We start from the raw sequence: 22,067 nt of genomic DNA, 5'->3' as shown, positions 1-22,067 counted from the left end.
TTTAGTGGCCACTATATAGAACATGCTCACCTAAGAGCTATGCATGCTCTATAAAGCTAGCTTGGTTTTATTACCTAATTACAGAGTTGTTGGGCGTTTATAGTTATTTTGCACTGTTGCACAGCTCCCGATTTCCAATGCTGTATGTCTGATTGCGCAGTACAGCCTGCATCTTCAATTAAAGCAGTGTCAGCATCACATAAAAGTAATACGGCGTTATCATCTTGTACATCCACAATAAACGTGTACTCGTTAAAGGGCGTAAGTTTGCTTAAATCGTTATTAACGGCAGCTTTTAATAACTCATCAGTGGATGAATAGGGTGTTTCACTAAACTTTAAAGTGCCGTCTACAGCGGTAGCAATATCTTTTAATTGCGAGGCTAAATCGGCCATTATTTCTGGATTGTTATTTTTTGAAGTGTAACAACCGCTAAGTAATACAATTAAGCTTATGCAGAGTAAGTGTTTCATGCTATTTGCTCCATACCGTCATTGTGTTGTGCTCATCGTAGCCTGTGTCTAGGTTCCAGTTTTTAATTTCACTGTAATCAGTATCTAAAAATACGGCATTGGCAATAATGGTTATATAGTGCTGAATGTTACTAACGGCAAAGTCAAAAATATCGTTGTAATGCATTGGCTCGTGCGGTGTTTTTAGCTGTTCAATAAAAGTGGAGTCTACTTCGTTTGGGCGAGGATAAAACAAACCTAAATCAGCAGCAACATGGCGTGCACAGGCAAATAACCGATAGCTTTCTTCAGCATTATTTACTACAAACTGAAAACCGTTATGCCATGTATTAAAGTTAGGCGTGTGTTGTGCGGCGTAGTGTGGGTGAACTGTTAATAAAGCATGTTGCCAAATTTGTGCAATATCGGTATCAAAATTATCGTCTTTGTTAGTACAAGACCCAATATTTTGTTGTACGCGATCAGCGTAGCCTAACTCACCTAAATTTAAACGTTGCCAAATAAACGCATCTTGGTTCATTTCACAGGTACGGTGCGCAGTTTGGTTTTGCTCATATGGGCCAACTTTTAATTCAACAACTGGATGCACCGTTATATCTGCAGCAACATGGGCCATATAACCGCATAACCAAGCAAAGCACTTTTCAAATGCTTCATCTTCAAGTGTTTTACAGTATTCAATCATGGCTTTAAGTAAATCACCCGTGCGCTCGTAATGCATTAAATCGGCCCATGCATTTTGGCTAGGCTGCGCTACAGCTAAATAAGGGTAATCGGGGGCTACACAACCTAGTTCAAGGTATGCTTGACGTTTGCTTAAAATAAGTTTTGCCTTTTTAGGCATATCCATTTTAGTGAGTGACTTGGTTTGCGTTGCAATATTAACCGCAGTAATGTGCGCAAAAGCACCTGGCATTGTCATATCCCTATGATTTATAAATAGGGGTACAGATTAACATTGAGACAGCGTTAAATAAAGTTAACTAAATGCAAGTATAGGGTGGTTAAGGCTATTAAATTAATTGTTCAACTAATTGGCCGTTTTCGTATAATTTAGCAAATTGACGTTTGTGCTCTTCAAAAAGATAAGCTCTTAGTTGCTCTTGCCCGCTATGAATTTGAGTTATTTTTGCTGCAATCCCTAAGCTACTTTGCCTAACGGGTTCTACATCTATCGATATACTTTCTTTGTTAGGCAAGTTAAAGCTCATGTGCTGTAATTTGTTTAAGCTTTTTCCATTTTTCAATGGTTTTAAAAATATGCCCGTACTGGAAATTGATTCAATATTAAAACCTTGGCTTTTAATATTTAGCTCACTCCAACGCCAACTTCGCTGAGTGCCCTTTGTATCAATTACCTCTGGTGCGCTCAAAGTGGGGTTAATTACACCTAACTCATCAATTTTTAATTGCAGGGGAAACCAAAGTTGGTAATTAGCAACTTCAGCAAGCAAAGTTAAATTTGCATGGGTAAAAAGGTGAGCAATACTCGCGGGTACAGAGCTTTTCATTGTAAGCATATGATTACGGGGAGAGCGCTGCTTTGTATTTGGTTTGAATAACTCAGCTAAAAAATTTACCTCTTCATTAGAAAAGTCCATATTCCACCTCAGTTACTAAAACAATGCACCACCGTAATTTAAACAATGGATTTGATCAATAAATGCTCGGTTTAAATTTGTTTAGTCAATATTTGCGAGAGTAGCTGGCAAACTAAACAATGTATTTAAATGCAGTGCTTAACCCTATCGCTTTTCAGAGACTTGAATTATTTAACATTTATAAAAATATATTTAGGCTCAAGTGGCTAGCTGTTAAACTGCAACACATTAGTTTTATAATTTATATTAGAGTTTACATTATGATATGTGCGTTTTTACGTAATCAACAGCCTAAATTACGAGTTATGTTAGTGGCGTTACTGGGTGCTGGTTTTTCAATAAATGCAGTGGCTCAAGAGCAAAACCAAACTTTAATTTTAGTGGGCTCAGAGCTTGCAACTTGTACTAGCGCAAAGCTTAATAACTGCGAAAAAGAGACTGTTGTTGAAGGTAAATTACATAATCTATATAGGGTTAATAACTCTCAAATAAAAAACATCACACAGCACTGGCCTAATAATAACGTTGAGGCAAAAACGGCTGTATTAAAAACACTTAAAACCTTGCTAGGTAAATCGTCAAATAGCGTATCTAAAACAGATTTATTATGGCTATGGCGCGATATAAATAACCAGCAATTAGAAAGCCTGACTCAGCAAGAATACAACTTTGTATTTGATATGCTAGAAGTGCCGCTACTTGATAAAAACGGTGAGCGCTTAAAAGAGCAAGTAAATACCGATTTTAATATTGAGGTCGCGACTAATAGTATTTTACAATTTGTGTCGGGCAGTTTAAAAGTTAATAACGCAAAACCCACCATGCTTGCTATTACGGCATCGAGCCGCGACCCTTATGAGTCGGCAGATGTAGCGCAGAGTCTTTTAGCACAATCAAATATAAGCACTCAATGGTTAGCACTAACGCCAGCACTTGCTAAAGCGATTACGAGTAACTCGTGCGATGAATTACCCGCTCTCAGAAATACATTAATGAATGTGTATAACCGGGAAGCAATTTATCCAGAGTACACAAAGGCCGAATACGCTTTATGCAAAAGTGGCACTAATGCACTTGTATCACTTATTAAAAATAGTACCGGTGTGATGTTTAATAGCGGTAATGCAGCATTAACTCACAAGGTATTATTTGATCAAAACAATAATCCATACCCGTGGACGCAAGCATTGCAAACTCGCCCAGTAATTGTAGGTGAAGGCGCGGGCGCAGCAATCCAAAGTAAAGTGACGGGTATGCTTACAAATACGACAAGCCTTGAGGCACTTCGTAAAGGTGAAAATAACACTAATGCTGGTGGACTTGGCAGCTTTAATTTTGGTGTTATAGATACTCAATTTAGCGAACAAAACCGCACGTTTAGACTCGCAGCTGCGCTAAATAATAGCGAAGCGAGTAATACTAAAACACAAATGCAGCATGGCTTTGGTATTGATGAAAATACAGCTTTGGTTGTTATTAAATCGCCAGAAGGTAGTTTAATAACCGTAATAGGCAAAAGTGGTGTAGTGCATTTAGCTAACCAAGGTAAAGCACCACCTGAGAGTAAGAGCTATAGCTACTCGTATTGGCCTACAAGCAGTGTAATTGAAATTACCAATAACACGTTTACTCTAAGCAAGCGCACAATAGATGAGGCGTTACCCGCTATAAAAATACCTCCACTGCCAGTGCAGCGTTTTGGCTCAATTTTAACAAATTCAAAACTGCGATCACTTACTCAAGCGATGTGCCTAAGCCAAGAGCAAAGTGCGGTAGCCCAACAAGATGAGTTTATAATTAGCCTTACTGCAACGAGTGACACGCAGTATCATCGCGTTAATGCAAAAGAGTTTGGTTGTGCGCTAAGCAATTTAGAGTTAGCTATAAAGTCGATTTAGTTACTAACCTGAGCCAAGGGTTTAAGTTTTTGGCTCTTCTCTATAAAATAGCCACCATAATGATTTAAAAGCCTAGCCAAGGCCTTACTAAAAGAGTTTTAAAATGAATAATGAAAATGACGTAATTGATACTTTAGCCGAACTAGAAAGCTTTTTAATAGATGTCGAAAACGGTGGTTTTGGACTTAAAGGTGTTGCCGGTGTTGGTATGGCTACTAATAACAAAGATGGCAGCCGTTTTGTTGCTGTGTTTGACGATAATCAAAAGCTACTTTTAGCACGCATGATTACAGAAGACGTATTCCAAACAGGCCAAGACATGGTACGTAATGGTGTAGGACGCAAGCACTAATACTGATACTAACTAGACTGAATAACTCTGCTGCAAAAGGAGTTATTCAATCTGTATTTATAAAATCAAAATATTGTAGTTTCAATTGGGATCAAAAGTCTATTTTCCAATCTAATTGGCACCATGGGTGCTCGTCATCAGCTAATATACTTTGCAATGTAGCAGCCGTATCATTTATTTTTTCAAATAAATCATGACTAAAATTAAAATCAGGGTTTGGCTCGCTGTACATTTCTTGAGTTTTAATTTTCTGCCATATACATCGACCAACCACATAACTAGTTGCATATTCTTGCCAGCTAACAAATAAGGTCTGTGCCAGTTTTCCAATATGCTTGAGGTAACACCATGCTTCTTCTTCAGTTAAAAAATTAATGGTAACACCACAACGACACAAAAAAGCATAGCGACCAATATCAAAAGCTCTAATACCACAACGAGCCAGTGAGATTTTATGTATTCCTGCCCAGTCAGACATAATACCTATAGGCGTATTTTGATAGGCGGTAAATTTATCTTCAATGTTGTATGTTGCTAATAAATCATTTCTGGTGAGTTCAGCCATGCAGCTCATAAAAACTTGGCTATTTGACGTGTTATAAAAAACATTTAAAGTTTCAATCAATTCTTCTTTTGTTGTAACGCCATAACCATTATCTAAAATACTTAAATTTCCTTTAGCAATAGCCTCGTCAGTATAGTTTTTATTATGATGTTTTAGGACATCCAATGAATAGCCATTTTGCATTGAAAGGTGCCCTGAGAGGCTAATAAGCCATAATTTTTGCTCTGAGCTTAAGTCCGTATCATCCTTAATTACACAAGGTACTTCACTTTGATTATGCATCTACAATCTCCTTTGTTGTTTGTAGTTTTAAGCATATATCGTTGTAATTAGCATGCATTGGTTGCCCAAGTTCAACGAGCTTTTCACAACACTCCACTGCAAATTCAAGTGAGTATATCCCAAGCCTCTGATCACCATATTTATCTGCAGCTAATAGTAATACGGGTATTGCTTCATTATATTGCTCTAACGCCGCTAGCGATCGGCCTTTGTAATAGTAAGCTTGTGGTAAATTAGAAAACTCGCTAATTGCAATGTTTACAAGCTTAATACAGGTATCAAAATCATCTATATCAAAAGCTAAGTGAATAAACTTTAAGCTCCAACTTGGTTGGTGTGTGATTTTTGGCATAGCTTGTTTAATCGCATAAATAGCGGCTTGTTTTACTTGCTTCTTAACAGCTTCGTTTTCGATATTTACTAATTTAGCCATTAACGCATGTAGCATTGCCCAAGCATATTGCTGTTTATACTCTAAATCTGGATATAGGGCATAACCCATTGGTTTAGTGGGTTTTCCATCATGGTCAGTCGCTGGGAGATCTAATGTTTTGAGTTCTAATTGTGAGTATATATTCTCTTGTACAGAACCTAGTACACGAGGGGTTTTGTAAAACTTATTAGGAGATGGCTGTATTTTTTTAGCTATAGTTTCCATTATCAAATTAAAATCAATTGAGTCTGGGCAGTAGATAAATAAATCAACGAGTAGTGGCCAAGGATCTACCAGCTTTTGTAAATGAAGATTCATAAAGGCGATAAAAACGTCAAATGCTTCATCTAAGCGTTCTAGCTTAGCAAGGCATAAAGCTTGCAAATAATTACAATTAGCGTCAAAAACCAAAGAGTATGTTTGAGTCGTTATTAACGCATCTTGATAGCGACCATTTTCAAATTGCAACGTCGCTATTTTAAGCGCGTTACTTTCCTCATTTTTTTTAAGATCTTTTATGTAGTATCGACGAGCGATAATCAAAGCAGAGCGAAGGTCTATTTCCTCAGGACGAATATAAAAATAAGAGTTTAAAAATATATAAGCTTTTTCATAATATTTAAGGTGCAAATAACACAGACCAATCTCTTTAGTCATCTTCATCGCATAAAAACTTTTTATAAGTTCTCGCTGCGCAAGATAAATAGTGAGTGCAATATCATAGTTTTCAAGCTTAAATTCTGCGTGTGCTTGTAAATCTCGCAGGTGTTCTATGCTTGCATCGGTAGGTGGCGGTAACGAGCCAACTAACTTACTGATTTCTGTGTATGCATCCAATGTCCATAAATAGTTAGCCACATAAAGATAAAGTGACTCGTCATTATAAAATACCAAATTGACTCGCTGCATTAATATCATTAGCTGCTTTGCTGTCAGCTTAGAATATATACATTGTTCTTCTATTAAGTTACGTAACTGAAGATGCTGATGCAGTTGTTCAAAGCTAATATCCTCATCAATATTTGATGGTGATTCTATACGCAGTGGTAGGCTCTGAATATAATGGTGCAGTGCAATAGCAAGTTCACGGTAGTGATTATTTTTACTAGTGACGAGTTCGCTAGAGATTTTTATACTCTCATCTAAAAACTTAAATACCGTGGCAGATAAAAAGTAATGCTCTGACAAGAAATCAATTAAAGTGAATAAGACTTGCTGACTTTGATCAACATCCCAAAATAATGGGGCTGAAAATAATAACTTCCATTGTTCAACATCGCTACGAGATGACACATTACAATATAATTCATTGAGCGCTATTTGCAGCTCTGCAATAGAGCGAACACAATTGAGTTCAATTGGTTGAGGCTTAACAATTTCAACTTCTGTAGATGCAGAGGAGGGCGCTTCTTCATCAAAAAATGACTCGTTAGTAACCCCTTGTTTTTCGTACTCGTCTTCAAATACTTGATTGGGTGCTTTGTCTTCATTTTGAGTAGGTTGTTTAGCCTCTTTAATGGCTAACTCGTATGCTTTGCGTAAATCTTTAAATTCTTGAGGGAACTCAGCTGGCGATGTTTTTTTTAGCAGCTCTGTATAAGCGAGTTTAATAAGGCGTTTATCTGTTGTGGCTTCAATGCCTAATATTTTCCAATGGTTCATTACTTCACTCTTTATTTAATGCATGTAATTTTTTAACTGAAACTATTTTTTATTAGTTAACTTTAATAACTAACTTTAATAGCTAATTTTAATAACTAAGATAGCGCTTTATATTTTCGATCATACGTTCTATTTTGTGGTTATCGTGTGTTTCCAATACTTCCATAAATTGGCCAATCGCCTCGCCAATTTCACGCCTTTTATCTCCTAGGTTTTCTTGAAACAAGCGCTCTAATTTTGCTTTAAATGCAGTATTTACCAGTTTATCTTTAGGCAAAACCTTAAGTGCGTTAAGTCGTGCAAAACGTTCACGCAATTCACTTTCGCTCAGGCTTTCTTCATTTTCACCTACATAAGTACGGTATTTTTTGCCACTTGCAACATTAGTCACTTCAACCTCAAGTACACCATTCAGGTCGTAGGTATAAGTTAAATATAACTCTTGTACTATATTTAACTGCTCAAGCTCTATTTCTAAATCACCTAAAAAAACATTATCTTTAGGGAGGTAATGTTCACCTTGGTAAATTTTAATTAGCACTTTTTCTTGTTCAAGGTGAGCTGAATAAACAGAACGAGTTTCGCTTACGGGAATAGTTGCGTTACGCTCTATAATAGGTAAAAACTCAGACTGACCATGTTTATTATTTACCTCAACTCCTAAAGTGAATGGGCAAACATCAGTCATTATTACATCTTTTAATTCTTTATCACGTGCGCTCATACCTGCCTGAATTGCAGCACCGGTGGCAATAGCATGGTCAGGGTTATATTGGGTTTGTGGTATACGTGAAAATACACGACTAATTTGCTGCTGAAAAATAGGCATACGTGTAGCGCCACCAACAAGAATAAGCCCATCAACGTCTTCAAGTGTTAAATCGGCGTCAGACATAGCACGGTTAATAGGAAACTTAATACGTTCTATTAACTCGCTACACAATGTACGGTAATCTTCGAGCGTGAGAGTATATGGGTATGTTTTTTCTTTATATTCAAAGTTAAAACTCGCTACTGGCTCGTTAGTTAATTGGCACTTTAAGCGCTCACACAAAGACCAAATATTACGATTTTCACTATCTGAGAAAAAACCTCTGTATAAATCATTTTTCTTATAAAGGTCTTCTTCAATTACGTTAGTAAAGTCGTTACCGCCTAGGTAGTTATCACCTGCTGAGGCGTGTATTTCAAAAATATCGTTAAACACCTCAATAACCGACACATCAAATGTACCGCCACCAAGGTCCAGTACTAAGTAAGTTTGCTCACAGTCTTTATTATCGAGCCCATAAGCGAGTGCTGCGGCGGTGGGTTCGTTAAGTAATCGCTCAACTTTTAAACCTGCAAGCAAAGCGGCTTGTTGCGTTGCTTGGCGTTGTTTATTATTAAAATAGGCAGGTACCGAAATAACAGCCTCAGTGATTGGCTCTTGCAAATAATGTTCGGCTTGCTCTTTTAGGCTTTTTAATAAAATGGCAGATAATTCCGTTGCGCTATAATTTTGTTCGCCCAATGAAAAGGTTTTATCAGTGCCCATAAAACGTTTAAATTCTGAAATGGTATGTGCAGGGTGTGTTGCTAATCGATCCCTAGCGGCTTGGCCTACAAGAATATAATTGTCTTCCGACAAGCCAACAATTGAAGGGACGAGCACATTGCCCTCCATATCTGGAATTAGCTTAACGGCGTTATCTTGCCAAATTCCAACTACGCTATGAGTTGTACCGAGATCTATCCCTATCTTCATTTTATTTCCCTTACAGAATGACTTAAATCATCGCTATGCTAAGTTACTTAATACAGAACCTTAAATTCAACTTAGTTTCGCACCGATATCATTGTACAGTTTAATTAAAAACCTATTATTAATATTTGATTGAAAATTATACGCTTAACTTTATTTTATTAAAATAGATAACGTTTTTGGTGAGAGTAAGAGGTCTTTAAAACAAGACACAGTGGTGCAGTGTAAACAGGTTGGTATTAAGATTAATAATAAAAAAATATGAAGTAGATATACAGTATTATCGAATTGCTGGAAGTAAAGTTTACTGATGGTTAGGTTTTGATTAACGAGGGTTGTTGTTTAAAAAGGAGTTAATTGGTCGGTATGGAGAGATTCGAACTCTCGACCCCTGCCACCCCATGACAGTGCGCTACCAAGCTGCGCCACATACCGACTTTGTATGCAATAGTACGTGTATTTTTTTAAAAATCAATAAGCGATTGTTTGTTTGGATGTTTATTACGCAAGAGGCATAAAATAGCTCTCTTGCGGTGTATTAATTGGCTAGTCTTTATTTAACCACTTTTTGATCGAGTCATACATCTCATCTCGTATTAATGGCTGGGCTTTTTTGTTAGGGTGTAAACTATCGTTTTGCATTAGATCAGATTGGCTGGCAATATCTAGCATAAAAAAGTTCATTAAATGCGCATTTGTTTCTTCGCTAACGTCTGTAAAAGTGTCTGTAAACATTTTGCTATAACGCGGACCGTAATTAGGGGGAATGTAAATCTCCATTAAGGCGGTCATCGCATTAGCTGCTTGGCTTTTTTGAATAAGAGACGTTAAGTTAGCTTGCATTTTTTTAACTGGAAAACCACGTAAACCGTCGTTAGCACCTAGCTCAATAAGTACATGAGTGGGTTCGTATTGCTCAAGCAATGCATCTAAACGACGTAGGGCGCCTCCAGATGTTTCGCCACTAATACTGGCGTTGATAAGTTCTATGTCGGTTTGTTCGTCATCGTATTTATCTTGTAACAATTTTACCCAGCCTTCTTCTTGTTGAAGTCCGTAGGCTGCACTTAAACTGTCACCGAGTATTAAAATCGTGTTGTTGGCTGCTGCACTCAGCGGTTTGATAACTAAAAATAAAATGAATACTAAACGTAGGATTGAATGAGTCATATGTCAGCGCTTTCTCAATTAAATATAATACAAGTTAATGGTTTGTCTAAAGTAGTCTCTACCTTTGAAGGTGAGCTGCCCATCCTCAGCGACATCAGCTTTAATGTCAAGCATGGCGAGTCTGTTGCTATTGTTGGCACGTCGGGCTCTGGTAAATCTACGTTACTCAGTTTATTAGCAGGGCTGGACACTGCAAGCAGCGGCGAAATATTTTTAGATGGCGAGCCATTACACAATTTAGATGAAGAAGAACGTGCTGCACTGCGCGCGGCTAAAATTGGATTTGTGTTTCAATCGTTTATGTTAGTACAGAGCTTAACTGCACTTGAAAACGTTATGCTACCAGCAGAACTTGCTGGCGAAAGTGATGCGAAAGAGCAAGCAATAGCTCTACTTGAAAAAGTAGGCTTGAGCCATCGAATTGATCATTACCCGTCGCAGCTATCTGGCGGTGAGCAACAACGTGTTGCTATAGCGCGTGCTTTTATTGGTACACCTAAAATACTGTTTGCTGATGAGCCTTCGGCTAACTTAGACAGCAAAAACGGTAAAATGATTGAATCCTTATTATTTGATTTAAATACTCAACATGGCACTACGCTTATTTTAGTTACTCACGATGAAGGGCTTGCACAAAAATGTGAGCATATTATTCAAATAGAAGCGGGTTTACTGGTAAAAAGCGAAGTAGAGGACGTTGCCGATGTGGGTTAAGTTAGCGCTTAAGTTATTTTCGCGAGAATTTCGCCGTGGTGAGTTAACCGTTATAAGCGCGGCTATCGCACTTGCTGTTTTAACCGTACTTACACTGTCGATGGTTACTGAGCGAATAGGGCAAAGTATTGCACAAAAAAGCAGTGCTTTTATTGCTGCAGATCGCGTTCTAGCCAGTGATCATGTGCTCGACACTGCTTTTATTACTAAAGCACAGAGCCAAAATTTAAAAACGGCGCAAATGGTGTACTTCGACACTATGTTGTTTGCCGATGATGAAATGCAGTTTAGCTCAGTAAAAGCGGCATCTAATGCGTACCCGTTAAAAGGGCAGTTAAAAGTTAAAGATACCTTAACAGGTGAAACTAAGGTTGCTAATAGCGGTCCAGCGCCTGGTAATGTGTGGCTAAGTGAGTCAGTATTTTACAGTTTAAACATTGATATAGGTGCGCAAGTAGAACTTGGCGCTGCATTATTTAATGTTTCAAAAGTTATTGTAGAAGAGCCCGATGCGCCATTTAATGTATTTTCAAGCAGCCGTCGTGTGCTTATTAATATTGACGATGTGGCAAAAACCGAAGTTGTGCAACCGGGTAGTCGTGTTTATTACCGCCAACTTTATGCCGGTAGTGAGGCTGACATAAATAGCTTTTACGAGTGGCTCAAACCACAAATGAAAGAAAACCAACAATGGTACGGCGTTAAAGACCGTCAATCACCTATTTCAAATAGTTTAAACCGCGCAGAGAGCTTTTTATTGCTCGCTGGCTTATTGGGTATTATTTTAGCCGCAGTGGCTATAGCCGTTTCAGCAAAACGTTATTGTGAACGCCAATACGATCCAGTAGCGATGATGAAAACGCTAGGCGGTAGCCGTTCAATGATCCGCAAAATATACATGCTCCATTTATTGCTTGTATGTGCAATGGCGGTAAGTATTGGGCTTTTAATTGGTTATGGCTTGCAAGAAATAGCAACAAGTTACTTATCAAAAAGTATGGGCACAGAGCTACCTTTAGGTGGCTTTAAACCTTGGCTGGTGGCTATAAGCACTGGCGTAATTTGTGCTGTTATGTTTTCTATTAAACCGTTATTTGATTTATTTGATATTCCACCGCTTAGAGTGCTGCGCCGTAACTTAGGTGACAAGTTGGCAGTAAGTCGTGTGCATTTAGGCATGAGTGCGCTAACTGTGTTTTTATTAATGTGGTTATTTAGTAACAACATAAAAATAACGCTTATTTTGTTTGCCTCAACGCTTGCGCTAATTGGTGTGTTGTTTTTGATATCTAAATTAATATTTGGTGGCGGTCGAAAATTAGGGCTTAAGCCAGGTAACAGTTGGTCGCTTGCAATTGCATCTATTCAAAAGCGTGCAAATGTGAACGCGGTACAGTTAATTAGTTTTTCGTTAGCGATTAAATTACTGCTGTTTTTAGTGGTACTTAAAAACGACATGATATCTGATTGGCAGTCGCAACTACCAAACGATGCGCCTAATGCATTTTTAGTTAATATTACGCAAAATGAGCTTGAGCCAATTAATGAGTATTTAGCACAAAAAGATATTCAGGTATCAGAGTTTTATCCCACTATTCGTGGACGCGTAAATGCGGTAAACGGCGAGTTGGTAGCACGTTCTGTATCGCTGCAAGACAACGAGAAAAAAGACGAAGAAGCACGTGCAGGTATTGGCCGCGAGCTAAACCTTACATGGCTTAAAGATGTGCCTGACCAAAATGAAGTAACACAAGGCACGTGGTTTGGTGAAAATGCGATGGCTGAAGCCTCAGTAGAGGAGTCGATGCTTGAGCGTTTAGATGTTGAGATAGGCGACACGCTTACATTTTTAATTGGTTCGCAGTCGTTCGACGCTAAAATCACCAGTGTTCGTAAAGTTAATTGGGCCACGCTTAAACCTAACTTTTTTATTATTTTAAGCCCCGATGTACTTGCAGATTTTCCGGCAACGTATATTTCGTCGGTACGCATAAACCCAGAGCAAAAGCGTGACTTTAGCCAGTTACTGCGCACTTACCCAACTATTACAGCCATTGACATTGATAATTTTGTTAAGCAAATACAAACAACTATTTCGCAAGTCTCTCTCGCCATTGGCTTTGTACTGGCTATTGTTGTGCTGTGTGGGGCGCTTGTACTTATATCGCAAGTGCAAGCTAGTTTGGGTGAACGTATGCAAGAAATTGTAATACTGCGAACGCTTGGCGCTAAAAGCCGATTAATTAAAAACGCGACCCTGTATGAGTTTTTATTACTCGGTGGTTTAGCCGGTTTAGTCGCTGCATTTTTTAGTGATATAGCGCTTTTAATTGTGCAGCAACAAATGTTTGATTTAGCCGGTAAGCTACACCCACATATATGGATTATTGGGCCGGTAGCGGGCGGCGTATTTGTAGCAGGTTTAGGCTATTTAATGATTGCCCGAACACTTAAACAAAACACTCAAGGATTAGTGCGTGCCCTAGGGTAAGCTTAAACTAACATGCTCCTTCTAATGCCCACCTAACACGTGGGCATTTTTGTTTTCTTTGTACTGGTAATTTATACAGTGCTCTGGCATTATTAGCGTAATTTAAAAATAACAATAATGAGAATGCAAGTTTGGCCATTATTTTAGGGATCGATCCTGGTTCACGTTTGACCGGATATGGCGTTGTTGCCCACCAAGGTTCTAAATTTACATACTTAGGCAGTGGCTGTATTAAGTTAGCCGATCATCCTTTTCCGGTTAGACTTAAAATGATCTACCAAGGCATTACACAGCTTATTGAGCAGTTTTCACCAGAAACCTTTGCCATTGAAAAAGTATTTATGGCGCACAACCCCGATTCTGCTTTAAAACTAGGCCAAGCTAGAGGCGCTGCTATTGTGGGCGCTGCAATGGCCGACTTACCCGTATTTGAATATTCAGCAAGGCAAATTAAGCAAGCGGTAGTAGGCAACGGTGGCGCTGATAAAACACAAGTGCAGCACATGGTAAAAAATATTTTAAAACTACCCGGTACGCCACAGGCCGATGCAGCTGATGCACTGGCTATTGCGATTTGCCATGCTCACTCAGAACAAAATTTAATTAAACTAGCGGGTAGCGCAAGCAAAACCGTTAGAGGACGTTTAAGGAAATAACTATGATAGGCCGTTTAAATGGTATTTTAGTCGAAAAACAGCCACCAGAAATCTTACTCGAAGTAAGTGGAGTAGGTTACGAAGTACAAATGCCAATGACCTGTTTTTACGATTTACCAAAAATTGGTGAAAACGCGATTGTTTATACGCACTTTGTAGTGCGCGAAGATGCTCAGTTATTATTTGGTTTTAATAATAAAGTTGAGCGTGCCTTATTTAGAGAGCTATTAAAAGCAAATGGCGTAGGGCCAAAACTTGGTTTAGCTATTTTATCGGGTATGTCAGCTAAGCAATTTGTGAGTTGTGTGAATAACGAAGACTCAACATCGCTTGTTAAATTACCGGGTGTAGGTAAAAAAACAGCCGAGCGCTTAGTACTCGAAATGAAAGACAGATTAAAAGATTGGGGCAATGATTTATTTACGCCATTTAGCGATAGCGCAGTAATAGAGCCAATGAGCGATGCGACAATTGCTAATAATGCAGCAGACGATGCCGTATCAGCACTGCTTGCGTTAGGTTATAAATTGCCACAAGCTCAAAAAGCAGTAAAATCGATAAGCAAACCCGATATGTCTACTGAGGTTCTTATTAGAGAATCTTTAAAATCAATGTTGTGAGTAACCCATGATTGAAGCGGATCGCTTAATTGATGCGACTGAAAAAACAAATGAAGACTCTATAGATCGTGCAATAAGACCAAAACTTTTAGCCGATTACAGAGGCCAGCCTCATGTTAAGCAGCAAATGGAAATTTTCATTGAAGCTGCTCGAACCCGTGGTGAAGCGCTCGATCATTTATTAATATTTGGCCCTCCAGGGCTTGGTAAAACCACGCTTGCAAACATTGTGGCCAACGAATTACACGTAAGCATTAAAACAACATCAGGCCCAGTACTTGAAAAAGCGGGCGATTTAGCCGCACTACTTACTAATTTAGAAGAAGGCGATGTACTGTTTATTGATGAAATACACAGACTAAGCCCGCAAGTTGAAGAAATACTCTACCCAGCGATGGAAGACTATCAGCTTGATATAATGATTGGTGAAGGCCCAGCTGCACGTTCTATTAAATTAGATTTACCAGCATTTACACTCATAGGTGCAACCACGCGAGCAGGCTCACTTACATCGCCACTACGTGACCGTTTTGGTATTGTGCAGCGATTAGAGTTTTATTCTGTAGAAGATTTATCACATATAGTAGGGCGCTCTGCACATTATCTTGATTTAGAAATGTGCGACGATGGCGCAACCGAAATTGCACAGCGCTCGCGCGGCACACCGCGTATTGCAAACCGTTTATTACGCCGTGTACGCGATTACACACAAGTAAAGTCTGACGGCACAGTAAATGCCGAAGTAGCTAAGCAAGCGCTTGACATGATTGACGTAGATAAAAGTGGTTTTGATTATATGGACCGCAAATACTTACTCGCCATAATTGAAAAATTTATGGGCGGCCCCGTAGGGCTCGACAATGTAGCGGCTGCTATTGGCGAAGAGCGTGAAACAATAGAAGACGTAATAGAGCCATTTTTAATTCAGCAAGGGTTTATTCAGCGCACACCACGTGGGCGAATAGTGTCAGACAGCGCATATCACCATTTTGGTTTACTTCCTAAAAAAGACTAAACTTATATATATTCATTACTTGCTGTGTCTTAGTGCGCAGCAGGTAACTGCATTTGTATCCCTTACCCGCAAACTATTATACTAATTTGCTTAAATTGTTTTAAACAAAAAGCTTTTAACAACACTACAGAGTTATTTAATTCGTTAAATTGTTTAAGTGTTTATGAAGGTTGATATTATCCCTAAAACCTAAACGCACTGTTGCAAATGTTACTTAAAAAGACTGATATGCTCTATAGTTAACTGTTAATTCACAGGGCGTTAAGACTAGCGAAGCTATCCTGCGTACCATTCAAACTAGTAAGCGAATTACTTATCGTAGATTGAGTAAAGCGATTACTAGTTTATAAATATAGTGTGTAGCGCACCAAATTGCAGACAAAAAAAAGCCCGCAAAAAATGCGGGCAAACAACAAGTTGAAGGAAGTAATCTAGGGAACTATGTTTTACTTAATTTGGTTTTATCCATAAAGAGTAAAACAATGTAATACGATAAAATATCCTATTACTAAGAACTTGGCTTAATGAAACTATCTCATTCGGTGCGCTAGTTCGGTATGGGAGAATAATACGTAAGAACCTTTATTTGTTCAAACTAGAAAATTTGTATTTTCGGATTAGAAAAACTAATTCGGTGAATTTTATTGTTGTTTGAATCTTGCGCGTTAATTAATCGTTAAATTTATAAGTTAATGAAATTTATGGCTTAAGTTATTTCTTTTGATGTGGCTCGGTATTAGTTTTACTGTTACGTGAAGGTAAGGCTTATAGGTTTTGAGTGTTTATGCTCTTATTTTGAATAAACGGCGCATTTTATGACGTTTTACTTATATATTTACGCATATTTATAGTTAGCGAGTTTATTTAAAAGATTAAATAAAATACTGAGGCAAAGGGAAATGCCAACTAAAGCTGTTTTTTAACGTTTTTTGTTGCCTATTCATAGCAATACCGTTGTCAGCTTGAAATGGACTAGATACACTAGATGCAACTTTTGACCGTATAAACGGTCATATTTACACAAATTAACCAATTTGCCGTATTTTGAAATTACTTAGGAGTTTAACGTGGGATCAGGGCTTAATTTTTTAGACCTAATTTTAGAAGCAAGCTTGCTTGTTCAGTTAGTGATGTTAGGGCTAGTTGCCATGTCTGTAATGTCGTGGACAATTATATTTCAGCGTAAAAAAGCAATATCAGATGCACTATCAAATGCTAAGAAATTTGAGCAAAAATTTTGGTCTGGTATTGATCTAAGTAAATTGTATAACGAAATATCGTCACGCAGCGGTCAGTCTCAAGGTATTGAAGCCTTATTTACTTCAGGCTTTAAAGAGTTTGCTCGTCATAAAAAGAATACATTTCAAAGTGCGAGTATTGTTATGGAAGGGACGCATCGTTCTATGCGTGTTGCGCTTTCTCGTGAAATTGAAAAAATTGAATCTAGCTTATCGTTTTTAGCAACGGTAGGTTCTATTAGTCCGTACATCGGTTTGTTTGGTACAGTTTGGGGTATTATGAATGCCTTTATTGCACTAGGTGAAGTTAAGCAAGCTACATTACAAATGGTAGCACCCGGTATAGCAGAGGCACTTATTGCGACTGCTATGGGTTTATTCGCGGCAATTCCGGCCGTTATTGCTTATAACCGCTTTTCAAACAGTGTTGAAAAGCTTGAGTCTCACTATATTAACTTTATGGAAGAGTTTGCTAATATTTTACACCGTCAAGCAGCTACACAAATAGAGGCACAAGCGAATGTATCAGCGTAAAAAGCGCCGTCCGGTCGCAGAAATTAATGTAGTACCTTACATTGATGTAATGTTGGTATTACTTATTATATTTATGGCAACAGCACCGCTTATTACACACGGTGTAAAAGTTGATTTACCTAAAATGGAAGAGTCTGATTTAGTTGATACTAAAGATACTCCGCCCATTATTGCTTCAATTGATGCAGAGGGTAAATATTATGTAAGCGTAGGTACTGATCCTGAAGAGCCTATGGAAGCACTTGATGTTGCTGCGGTTATAAAATTACAGTTAATGAAAAACCCTGACGTGCCAGTTATGATTAAAGGCTCGGGTAAGGTGTCGTATCAAGAAGTATTATTACTAATGGATTTTTTGAAAAATGCAGGCGTACCATCAGTAGGATTAATGACTGAATCCTTTGAGGGGAAGTAGCTGTATGAATAGTTCAGTAGTAAAATCGATAGTACTTCATTTAGGAATTGGTGGTTTTTTGTATGCGTCTGCAAACATTCATCCGCCAGCACCTAAAGTAATGGAAGTAACGCTTAATTCGGCTATACCTACGCCAGATAAAGCAGTATCAGCCGTTACAGTTGATCAAAAACAAGTTGAGCAAAAAATTGCTGAACTTCAAAAGAAAGAAAAAGATAAAAAAAGTGCTGAAGACAAACGTATCCGCGATTTAGAACGCAGAGCGGCCAATGCACGTAAGCAACGCGAATCTGAATCTAGGCATATTAAAAAGCTAGAGCAAGAACGTAAAGCTAAAGAAAAAGAAACAGCCGAGGCGCAAGCACAAGCTAAAAAAGCACGTGCCATTGAGCAAAAAGAGCGCGCTAAAGCTAAGCAAGCTGAAAAGCAAAAGCAAGAAGCTGAAAGTGCAGCAAAAGCTGCTGCTGATAAGCGTAAAACCGAAGAAGACGCACTTAAAAAAGCAGAAGCTGAACGTAAAAAACGTGAAGAAGAAGCAAAAGAGCGTGCAGCCGAGGCCGAACGTAAACGCCAGCAAGCAATGCAAGAGCAAATGTTACAAGAGCAACTTGCCAAAGAGCAGGCTGCCCGTAGTAAAATACGTCAACAACAAGTGGTAAGCGAAGTTGATAAGTACCGTGCATTAATTATGGCGCGTATTCAGCAAAACTTATTGATTGATGAAAAAATGAAAAACCAACAGTGCCGAGTAAATATTCGTTTAGGTTTTAATGGTTTAGTAACGCAAGTTAAATCATTAGGTGGCGATAAGTTGGTATGTGAAGCTGCATTAAGAGCAGTGCGCATGGCCGACACATTACCGGTATCTAAAGATAAAGACGTATTCGAACAACTTAAGAATATTAATTTAACAATCAAGCCAGAATTTTAAAGGAATGATATGTTCAACAAAATAAAAATAGCCTGTTTAGTTTTACTGTTTGGGTTTGTGGGTGTTGCTAATGCAGCACTTGAAATTGTAATAACTGAGGGTGTAGACGGTGCAAGGCCCATTGCTATAGTACCTTTTAAGTACCAAGGTGTTGGCCCAATCCCTGAAAAATTAAGCAGTGTTATTGCTGCCGATTTAATGCGCAGTGGTAAATTTAAGCCTGTAGATGTAGCGCAAATGCCACAACAGCCAACCAAAGATAGCGAAATTGATTACGCATCTTGGGTTAATAAAGGTGTGGAAGCGATATTAGTGGGCGAAGTTGAGCAGCAAACTGATGGGCGTTACTTAGTGCGTTATGAGTTAGTTGACGTGATCCGCGGCCAAATTACCGGTGGCAACACACAAATGATGAGTAATGGTAAGCTAGTTAAAAGCCAAGATCATATTTTGGAAGCGCGTGAAAGTGTTATTGGTGAAAGTGGTTTTCGCCGTTACTCTCATCGAATCAGTGACGTTATCTATGAAAGATTGACTGGTGAAAAAGGCGCATTTTTAACTAAAATTGCCTATGTAATAGTACGTGATAATGATGATAAGCCTTATCAGTTAGTTGTTGCAGATTATGACGGATTTAATGAGCAAGTATTACTTCGCTCAAAAGAGCCTTTAATGTCGCCAGCGTGGTCACCAGATGGTACTAAGTTAGCGTATGTAACGTTTGAAAATCGTCAAAGCCAAATTTACATTCAAGATATATACACAGGTAAGCGCGAAATAATAGCAAGCTACCGTGGTATCAATGGTGCACCGCAGTTTTCGCCAGATGGTAAAAAGCTATTATTAGTGCTTTCTAAGGACAAGACGGGTGCAACAGAAATTTACTTGCTTGACCTAGCTACACGCAAAGAAACACGCTTAACAAATCACCGTAGCATAGATACTGAACCATCTTGGCACCCTAATGGTCAAGATATTGTGTTTACATCTGAAAGGGGTGGTAATGCTCAGATTTATAAGTTAAATTTAAAAACAGGTAGGTCTAAACGACTTACCTTTGATGGCGATATGAACCTTGCGGGTTCTATCTCACCAGATGGAAAAGAATTAGTGATGGTTAACCGTACCAACGGGCAGTACCATCTTGCTAAGAAAGAGCTGGCTACAGGCGCGTTCCAAGTATTAACGAGAACACGCCTAGATGAATCACCGAGCATAGCGCCAAATGGTTCGATGATTATATATAGCACGCTTCATAATAATAAACAGGTACTTGCGCTAGTATCGATGGACGGCCGCTTTAAGGCACGGTTACCTGTGCTAGACGGACAAGTAAAGGCACCAGCTTGGTCGCCATACTTACAGTAATATTACTGGTTTACTCAAAATAGGAATCTACTCAATGAAACTTAACAAAATACTTAAAGGCCTGCTAATTGCTGTGCCAGTAATGACATTAGCAGCTTGTAGCTCATCTTCAGATATTGATGAAGGTGCTGCAAACCAATCAAATCAAGGCGTTGTTGAGCAATCAACTAACACTGATACGGTTGAAGTTGCTACAATTTCTCCTGAGCAACAAGCAGAAGAACAACTTCGTCAAAAGTACGAAGCACTTCGTCAAGAGCAAGTAATATACTTTGATTTTGATACTGCGACAGTTGAAAGCAAGTACGCAGACTTACTTCGTGCACATGCTGAGTTTTTAGTTCAAAACTCATCAGTTAAAGTACTAATTGAAGGCCATGCAGATGAGCGCGGTACGCCAGAGTACAATATTGCATTAGGTGAGCACCGTGGCCAAGCAGTTGAAAAATACTTATTAAGCTTAGGTGTTTCAGCTAGCCAAATGTCAGTGGTAAGCTACGGTGAAGAGAAGCCAATGGTTAAGTCTCGCACTGAATCAGCTTTCGCTAAAAACCGCCGTGCGGTACTAGTTTACTAAGATAAGAGATATTATGAAGCCGAAAATTATTTTGGCAGCCATGATATTGAGCGGGAGCACCCAGTTAATGGCTGCTCCCGCTCCTGTTTCAGAAGCTGCGAGTTCACAATCAAGTATTGAGAAGCGATTAGCGTCGCTTGAGAATATGATGCAACAGCGTAACTTTTTGCAAGTTGAGTTACAGCAACAGCTTAACTTGTTACAAGACGAAGTAAGCCAAATTCGAGGTGTAACCGAAGAGCAAAGCTACAAGCTTGAAAAAGTACTGCAGCGTCAGCGTGAGTTGTATCAAGAAATTGAAAACCGCGTGAGCCAGGCTTATACACAGCCAGCAGCAGCTCCCGCAACTGATTACACACAACAAAGCAATGCACAGACCTATAGCAGTGACTTATCTGAAAACGAAGCCTATGAGCGCGCTGTTGCGTTAATAATGAAAGATAAACGCTATGACCAAGCGATTCCTGAATTTCAAACGTTTTTAACTACCTACCCAAACTCTGTCTATGCGTCTAATGCGCATTATTGGTTAGGGCAGTTGCTTACTATTAAAAATGATGGTGTAAAAGCAGTAGAGCACTTTAAAGTCGTTGTGAACGAATTTCCAAATTCTAATAAACGCCCAGATGCGATGCTAAAGTTAGGCACACTTTTACAAGATCAAGGTTCAGCGGCGCAAGCGCAAAAAATATTGAGCGATCTTATCAATCAATACCCAAGTACAACCGCTGCAAAACTAGCAACTGATCGTTTAGGAAACTAAAGTTCACTAGCGATTAAATTTCTAGTTAGGGCGAGCAAACTACATGGAAACTCTCGAAGAATCTTGGATTTGCATGTAGTTTGAGCACAAACGGTTTAATTTTGTGCATCTAGACATAAAAACTTAAAAAAAGAGACAATTTCGGTTGCACTCATTTTATAAATAAGTATTATAAGCGCCCGCAGCAAACGAATGGTTACCCCACTCGAAATGCGACAAAAAGAGCGGGTTATTAGCTCAGTTGGTAGAGCAGTTGACTTTTAATCAATTGGTCGATGGTTCAAATCCATCATAACCCACCATTCTATGAAAAGTTATATAAGAGCGGGTCATTAGCTCAGTTGGTAGAGCAGTTGACTTTTAATCAATTGGTCGATGGTTCAAATCCATCATGACCCACCATTCTTTATTCCTTGTGAATAGTGTGTGGCATCAATCGGCGGATATACGTAAGCTTCATTCATAATTGAATAAGCGCATAGAGCGGGTTATTAGCTCAGTTGGTAGAGCAGTTGACTTTTAATCAATTGGTCGATGGTTCAAATCCATCATAACCCACCATTCT

20 protein-coding genes and 4 tRNA genes are annotated in these 22,067 nt (G+C 38.7%); 16 read left to right on the top strand and 8 right to left on the bottom strand.

Features of this window, described 5'->3' with window-relative positions:
- Positions 1-74: 74 nt before the first annotated feature.
- The 3 genes from I6F66_RS10830 to I6F66_RS10820 form a co-directional block, all read right to left on the bottom strand.
- Complete coding sequence (locus I6F66_RS10830; protein ID WP_024593055.1) at positions 75-473, bottom strand: hypothetical protein; 399 nt, start codon at positions 471-473, stop codon at positions 75-77.
- A 1-nt stretch (position 474) separates the two neighbouring features.
- Positions 475-1,389, bottom strand: coding sequence for a zinc dependent phospholipase C family protein (locus I6F66_RS10825; protein ID WP_165728862.1), 915 nt, complete (start codon positions 1,387-1,389; stop codon positions 475-477).
- Positions 1,390-1,486: 97 nt separating this feature from the next.
- Entirely contained in the window at positions 1,487-2,074 is a 588-nt protein-coding gene (locus tag I6F66_RS10820; RefSeq protein ID WP_197209262.1) for a hypothetical protein, read from the bottom strand.
- Positions 2,075-2,334: 260 nt separating this feature from the next.
- Between I6F66_RS10820 and I6F66_RS10815 the strand changes: the two genes are divergently transcribed.
- Both I6F66_RS10815 and I6F66_RS10810 read left to right on the top strand, forming a co-directional pair.
- Positions 2,335-3,972 (top strand): cyanophycinase, encoded by a 1,638-nt coding sequence (locus tag I6F66_RS10815; protein ID WP_197119437.1) that lies wholly within the window; start codon positions 2,335-2,337, stop codon positions 3,970-3,972.
- Positions 3,973-4,075: 103 nt separating this feature from the next.
- Complete coding sequence (locus I6F66_RS10810; protein ID WP_007580368.1) at positions 4,076-4,324, top strand: hypothetical protein; 249 nt, start codon at positions 4,076-4,078, stop codon at positions 4,322-4,324.
- A 91-nt stretch (positions 4,325-4,415) separates the two neighbouring features.
- On the opposite strand, the gene I6F66_RS10805 is transcribed toward I6F66_RS10810, so the two are convergent.
- The 5 genes from I6F66_RS10805 to I6F66_RS10785 form a co-directional block, all read right to left on the bottom strand.
- Positions 4,416-5,171, bottom strand: coding sequence for a DUF1266 domain-containing protein (locus tag I6F66_RS10805; protein ID WP_024593049.1), 756 nt, complete (start codon positions 5,169-5,171; stop codon positions 4,416-4,418).
- Positions 5,164-7,266 (bottom strand): CDC27 family protein, encoded by a 2,103-nt coding sequence (locus I6F66_RS10800; RefSeq protein ID WP_197209261.1) that lies wholly within the window; start codon positions 7,264-7,266, stop codon positions 5,164-5,166. The genes I6F66_RS10805 and I6F66_RS10800 overlap by 8 nt, the downstream gene beginning before the upstream one ends.
- An 88-nt stretch (positions 7,267-7,354) precedes the next feature.
- Entirely contained in the window at positions 7,355-9,013 is a 1,659-nt protein-coding gene (locus tag I6F66_RS10795; protein ID WP_197209260.1) for an Hsp70 family protein, read from the bottom strand.
- Positions 9,014-9,368: 355 nt separating this feature from the next.
- Positions 9,369-9,445: transfer RNA gene (locus I6F66_RS10790), tRNA-Pro, on the bottom strand.
- 111 nt (positions 9,446-9,556) lie between these two features.
- Positions 9,557-10,180, bottom strand: coding sequence for an arylesterase (locus I6F66_RS10785; RefSeq protein WP_165728852.1), 624 nt, complete (start codon positions 10,178-10,180; stop codon positions 9,557-9,559).
- Between I6F66_RS10785 and I6F66_RS10780 the strand changes: the two genes are divergently transcribed.
- The 14 genes from I6F66_RS10780 to I6F66_RS10715 all read left to right on the top strand — a co-directional run bounded on the left by I6F66_RS10780 (position 10,181) and on the right by I6F66_RS10715 (position 22,063).
- Positions 10,181-10,894, top strand: coding sequence for an ABC transporter ATP-binding protein (locus I6F66_RS10780; RefSeq protein WP_165728877.1), 714 nt, complete (start codon positions 10,181-10,183; stop codon positions 10,892-10,894).
- Positions 10,884-13,385, top strand: coding sequence for an ABC transporter permease (locus I6F66_RS10775; protein ID WP_197175640.1), 2,502 nt, complete (start codon positions 10,884-10,886; stop codon positions 13,383-13,385). The genes I6F66_RS10780 and I6F66_RS10775 overlap by 11 nt, the downstream gene beginning before the upstream one ends.
- A 131-nt stretch (positions 13,386-13,516) precedes the next feature.
- Positions 13,517-14,041: a crossover junction endodeoxyribonuclease RuvC gene (gene ruvC / locus I6F66_RS10770; protein ID WP_002960649.1), complete on the top strand. Its 525-nt coding sequence runs from the start codon at positions 13,517-13,519 to the stop codon at positions 14,039-14,041.
- A gap of 2 nt (positions 14,042-14,043) precedes the next feature.
- Entirely contained in the window at positions 14,044-14,661 is a 618-nt protein-coding gene (gene ruvA, locus I6F66_RS10765) for a Holliday junction branch migration protein RuvA (RefSeq protein ID WP_002960647.1), read from the top strand.
- Between the two features lie 7 nt (positions 14,662-14,668).
- Positions 14,669-15,676: a Holliday junction branch migration DNA helicase RuvB gene (gene ruvB / locus I6F66_RS10760; RefSeq protein WP_138585712.1), complete on the top strand. Its 1,008-nt coding sequence runs from the start codon at positions 14,669-14,671 to the stop codon at positions 15,674-15,676.
- Positions 15,677-16,743: 1,067 nt separating this feature from the next.
- On the top strand, positions 16,744-17,448 hold the full coding sequence (gene tolQ / locus I6F66_RS10755) for a protein TolQ (RefSeq protein WP_007580384.1): 705 nt from the start codon (positions 16,744-16,746) through the stop codon (positions 17,446-17,448).
- Positions 17,435-17,863 carry a protein TolR gene (tolR, locus tag I6F66_RS10750; protein ID WP_007580386.1) on the top strand — a complete coding sequence of 143 codons (429 nt, stop codon included), beginning with the start codon at positions 17,435-17,437 and terminating at the stop codon, positions 17,861-17,863. Before tolQ ends, tolR begins: the two co-directional genes overlap by 14 nt.
- 4 nt (positions 17,864-17,867) lie before the next feature.
- Complete coding sequence (gene tolA, locus I6F66_RS10745) at positions 17,868-18,794, top strand: cell envelope integrity protein TolA (RefSeq protein ID WP_007580388.1); 927 nt, start codon at positions 17,868-17,870, stop codon at positions 18,792-18,794.
- Positions 18,795-18,803: 9 nt separating this feature from the next.
- Positions 18,804-20,162: a Tol-Pal system beta propeller repeat protein TolB gene (tolB, locus tag I6F66_RS10740; RefSeq protein WP_197175639.1), complete on the top strand. Its 1,359-nt coding sequence runs from the start codon at positions 18,804-18,806 to the stop codon at positions 20,160-20,162.
- Positions 20,163-20,196: 34 nt separating this feature from the next.
- The gene (gene pal, locus I6F66_RS10735) at positions 20,197-20,739 is read left to right on the top strand and encodes a peptidoglycan-associated lipoprotein Pal (RefSeq protein ID WP_007580392.1); all 543 of its coding nucleotides are present in this window, start codon (positions 20,197-20,199) and stop codon (positions 20,737-20,739) included.
- A gap of 13 nt (positions 20,740-20,752) precedes the next feature.
- A complete protein-coding gene (gene ybgF / locus I6F66_RS10730) occupies positions 20,753-21,502 on the top strand; it encodes a tol-pal system protein YbgF (protein WP_024590479.1) in 750 nt (249 codons plus the stop codon).
- 226 nt (positions 21,503-21,728) lie between these two features.
- A tRNA-Lys gene (locus I6F66_RS10725) sits at positions 21,729-21,804 on the top strand.
- A gap of 24 nt (positions 21,805-21,828) precedes the next feature.
- Positions 21,829-21,904 (top strand) — tRNA-Lys (locus I6F66_RS10720).
- Between the two features lie 83 nt (positions 21,905-21,987).
- Positions 21,988-22,063: transfer RNA gene (locus I6F66_RS10715), tRNA-Lys, on the top strand.
- Positions 22,064-22,067 lie beyond the last annotated feature (4 nt).

The organism is Pseudoalteromonas sp. NZS100_1, assembly GCF_015864285.1.
GTDB lineage: Bacteria > Pseudomonadota > Gammaproteobacteria > Enterobacterales > Alteromonadaceae > Pseudoalteromonas > Pseudoalteromonas arctica.
This window is presented reverse-complemented; position numbering and strand designations above follow the sequence as displayed.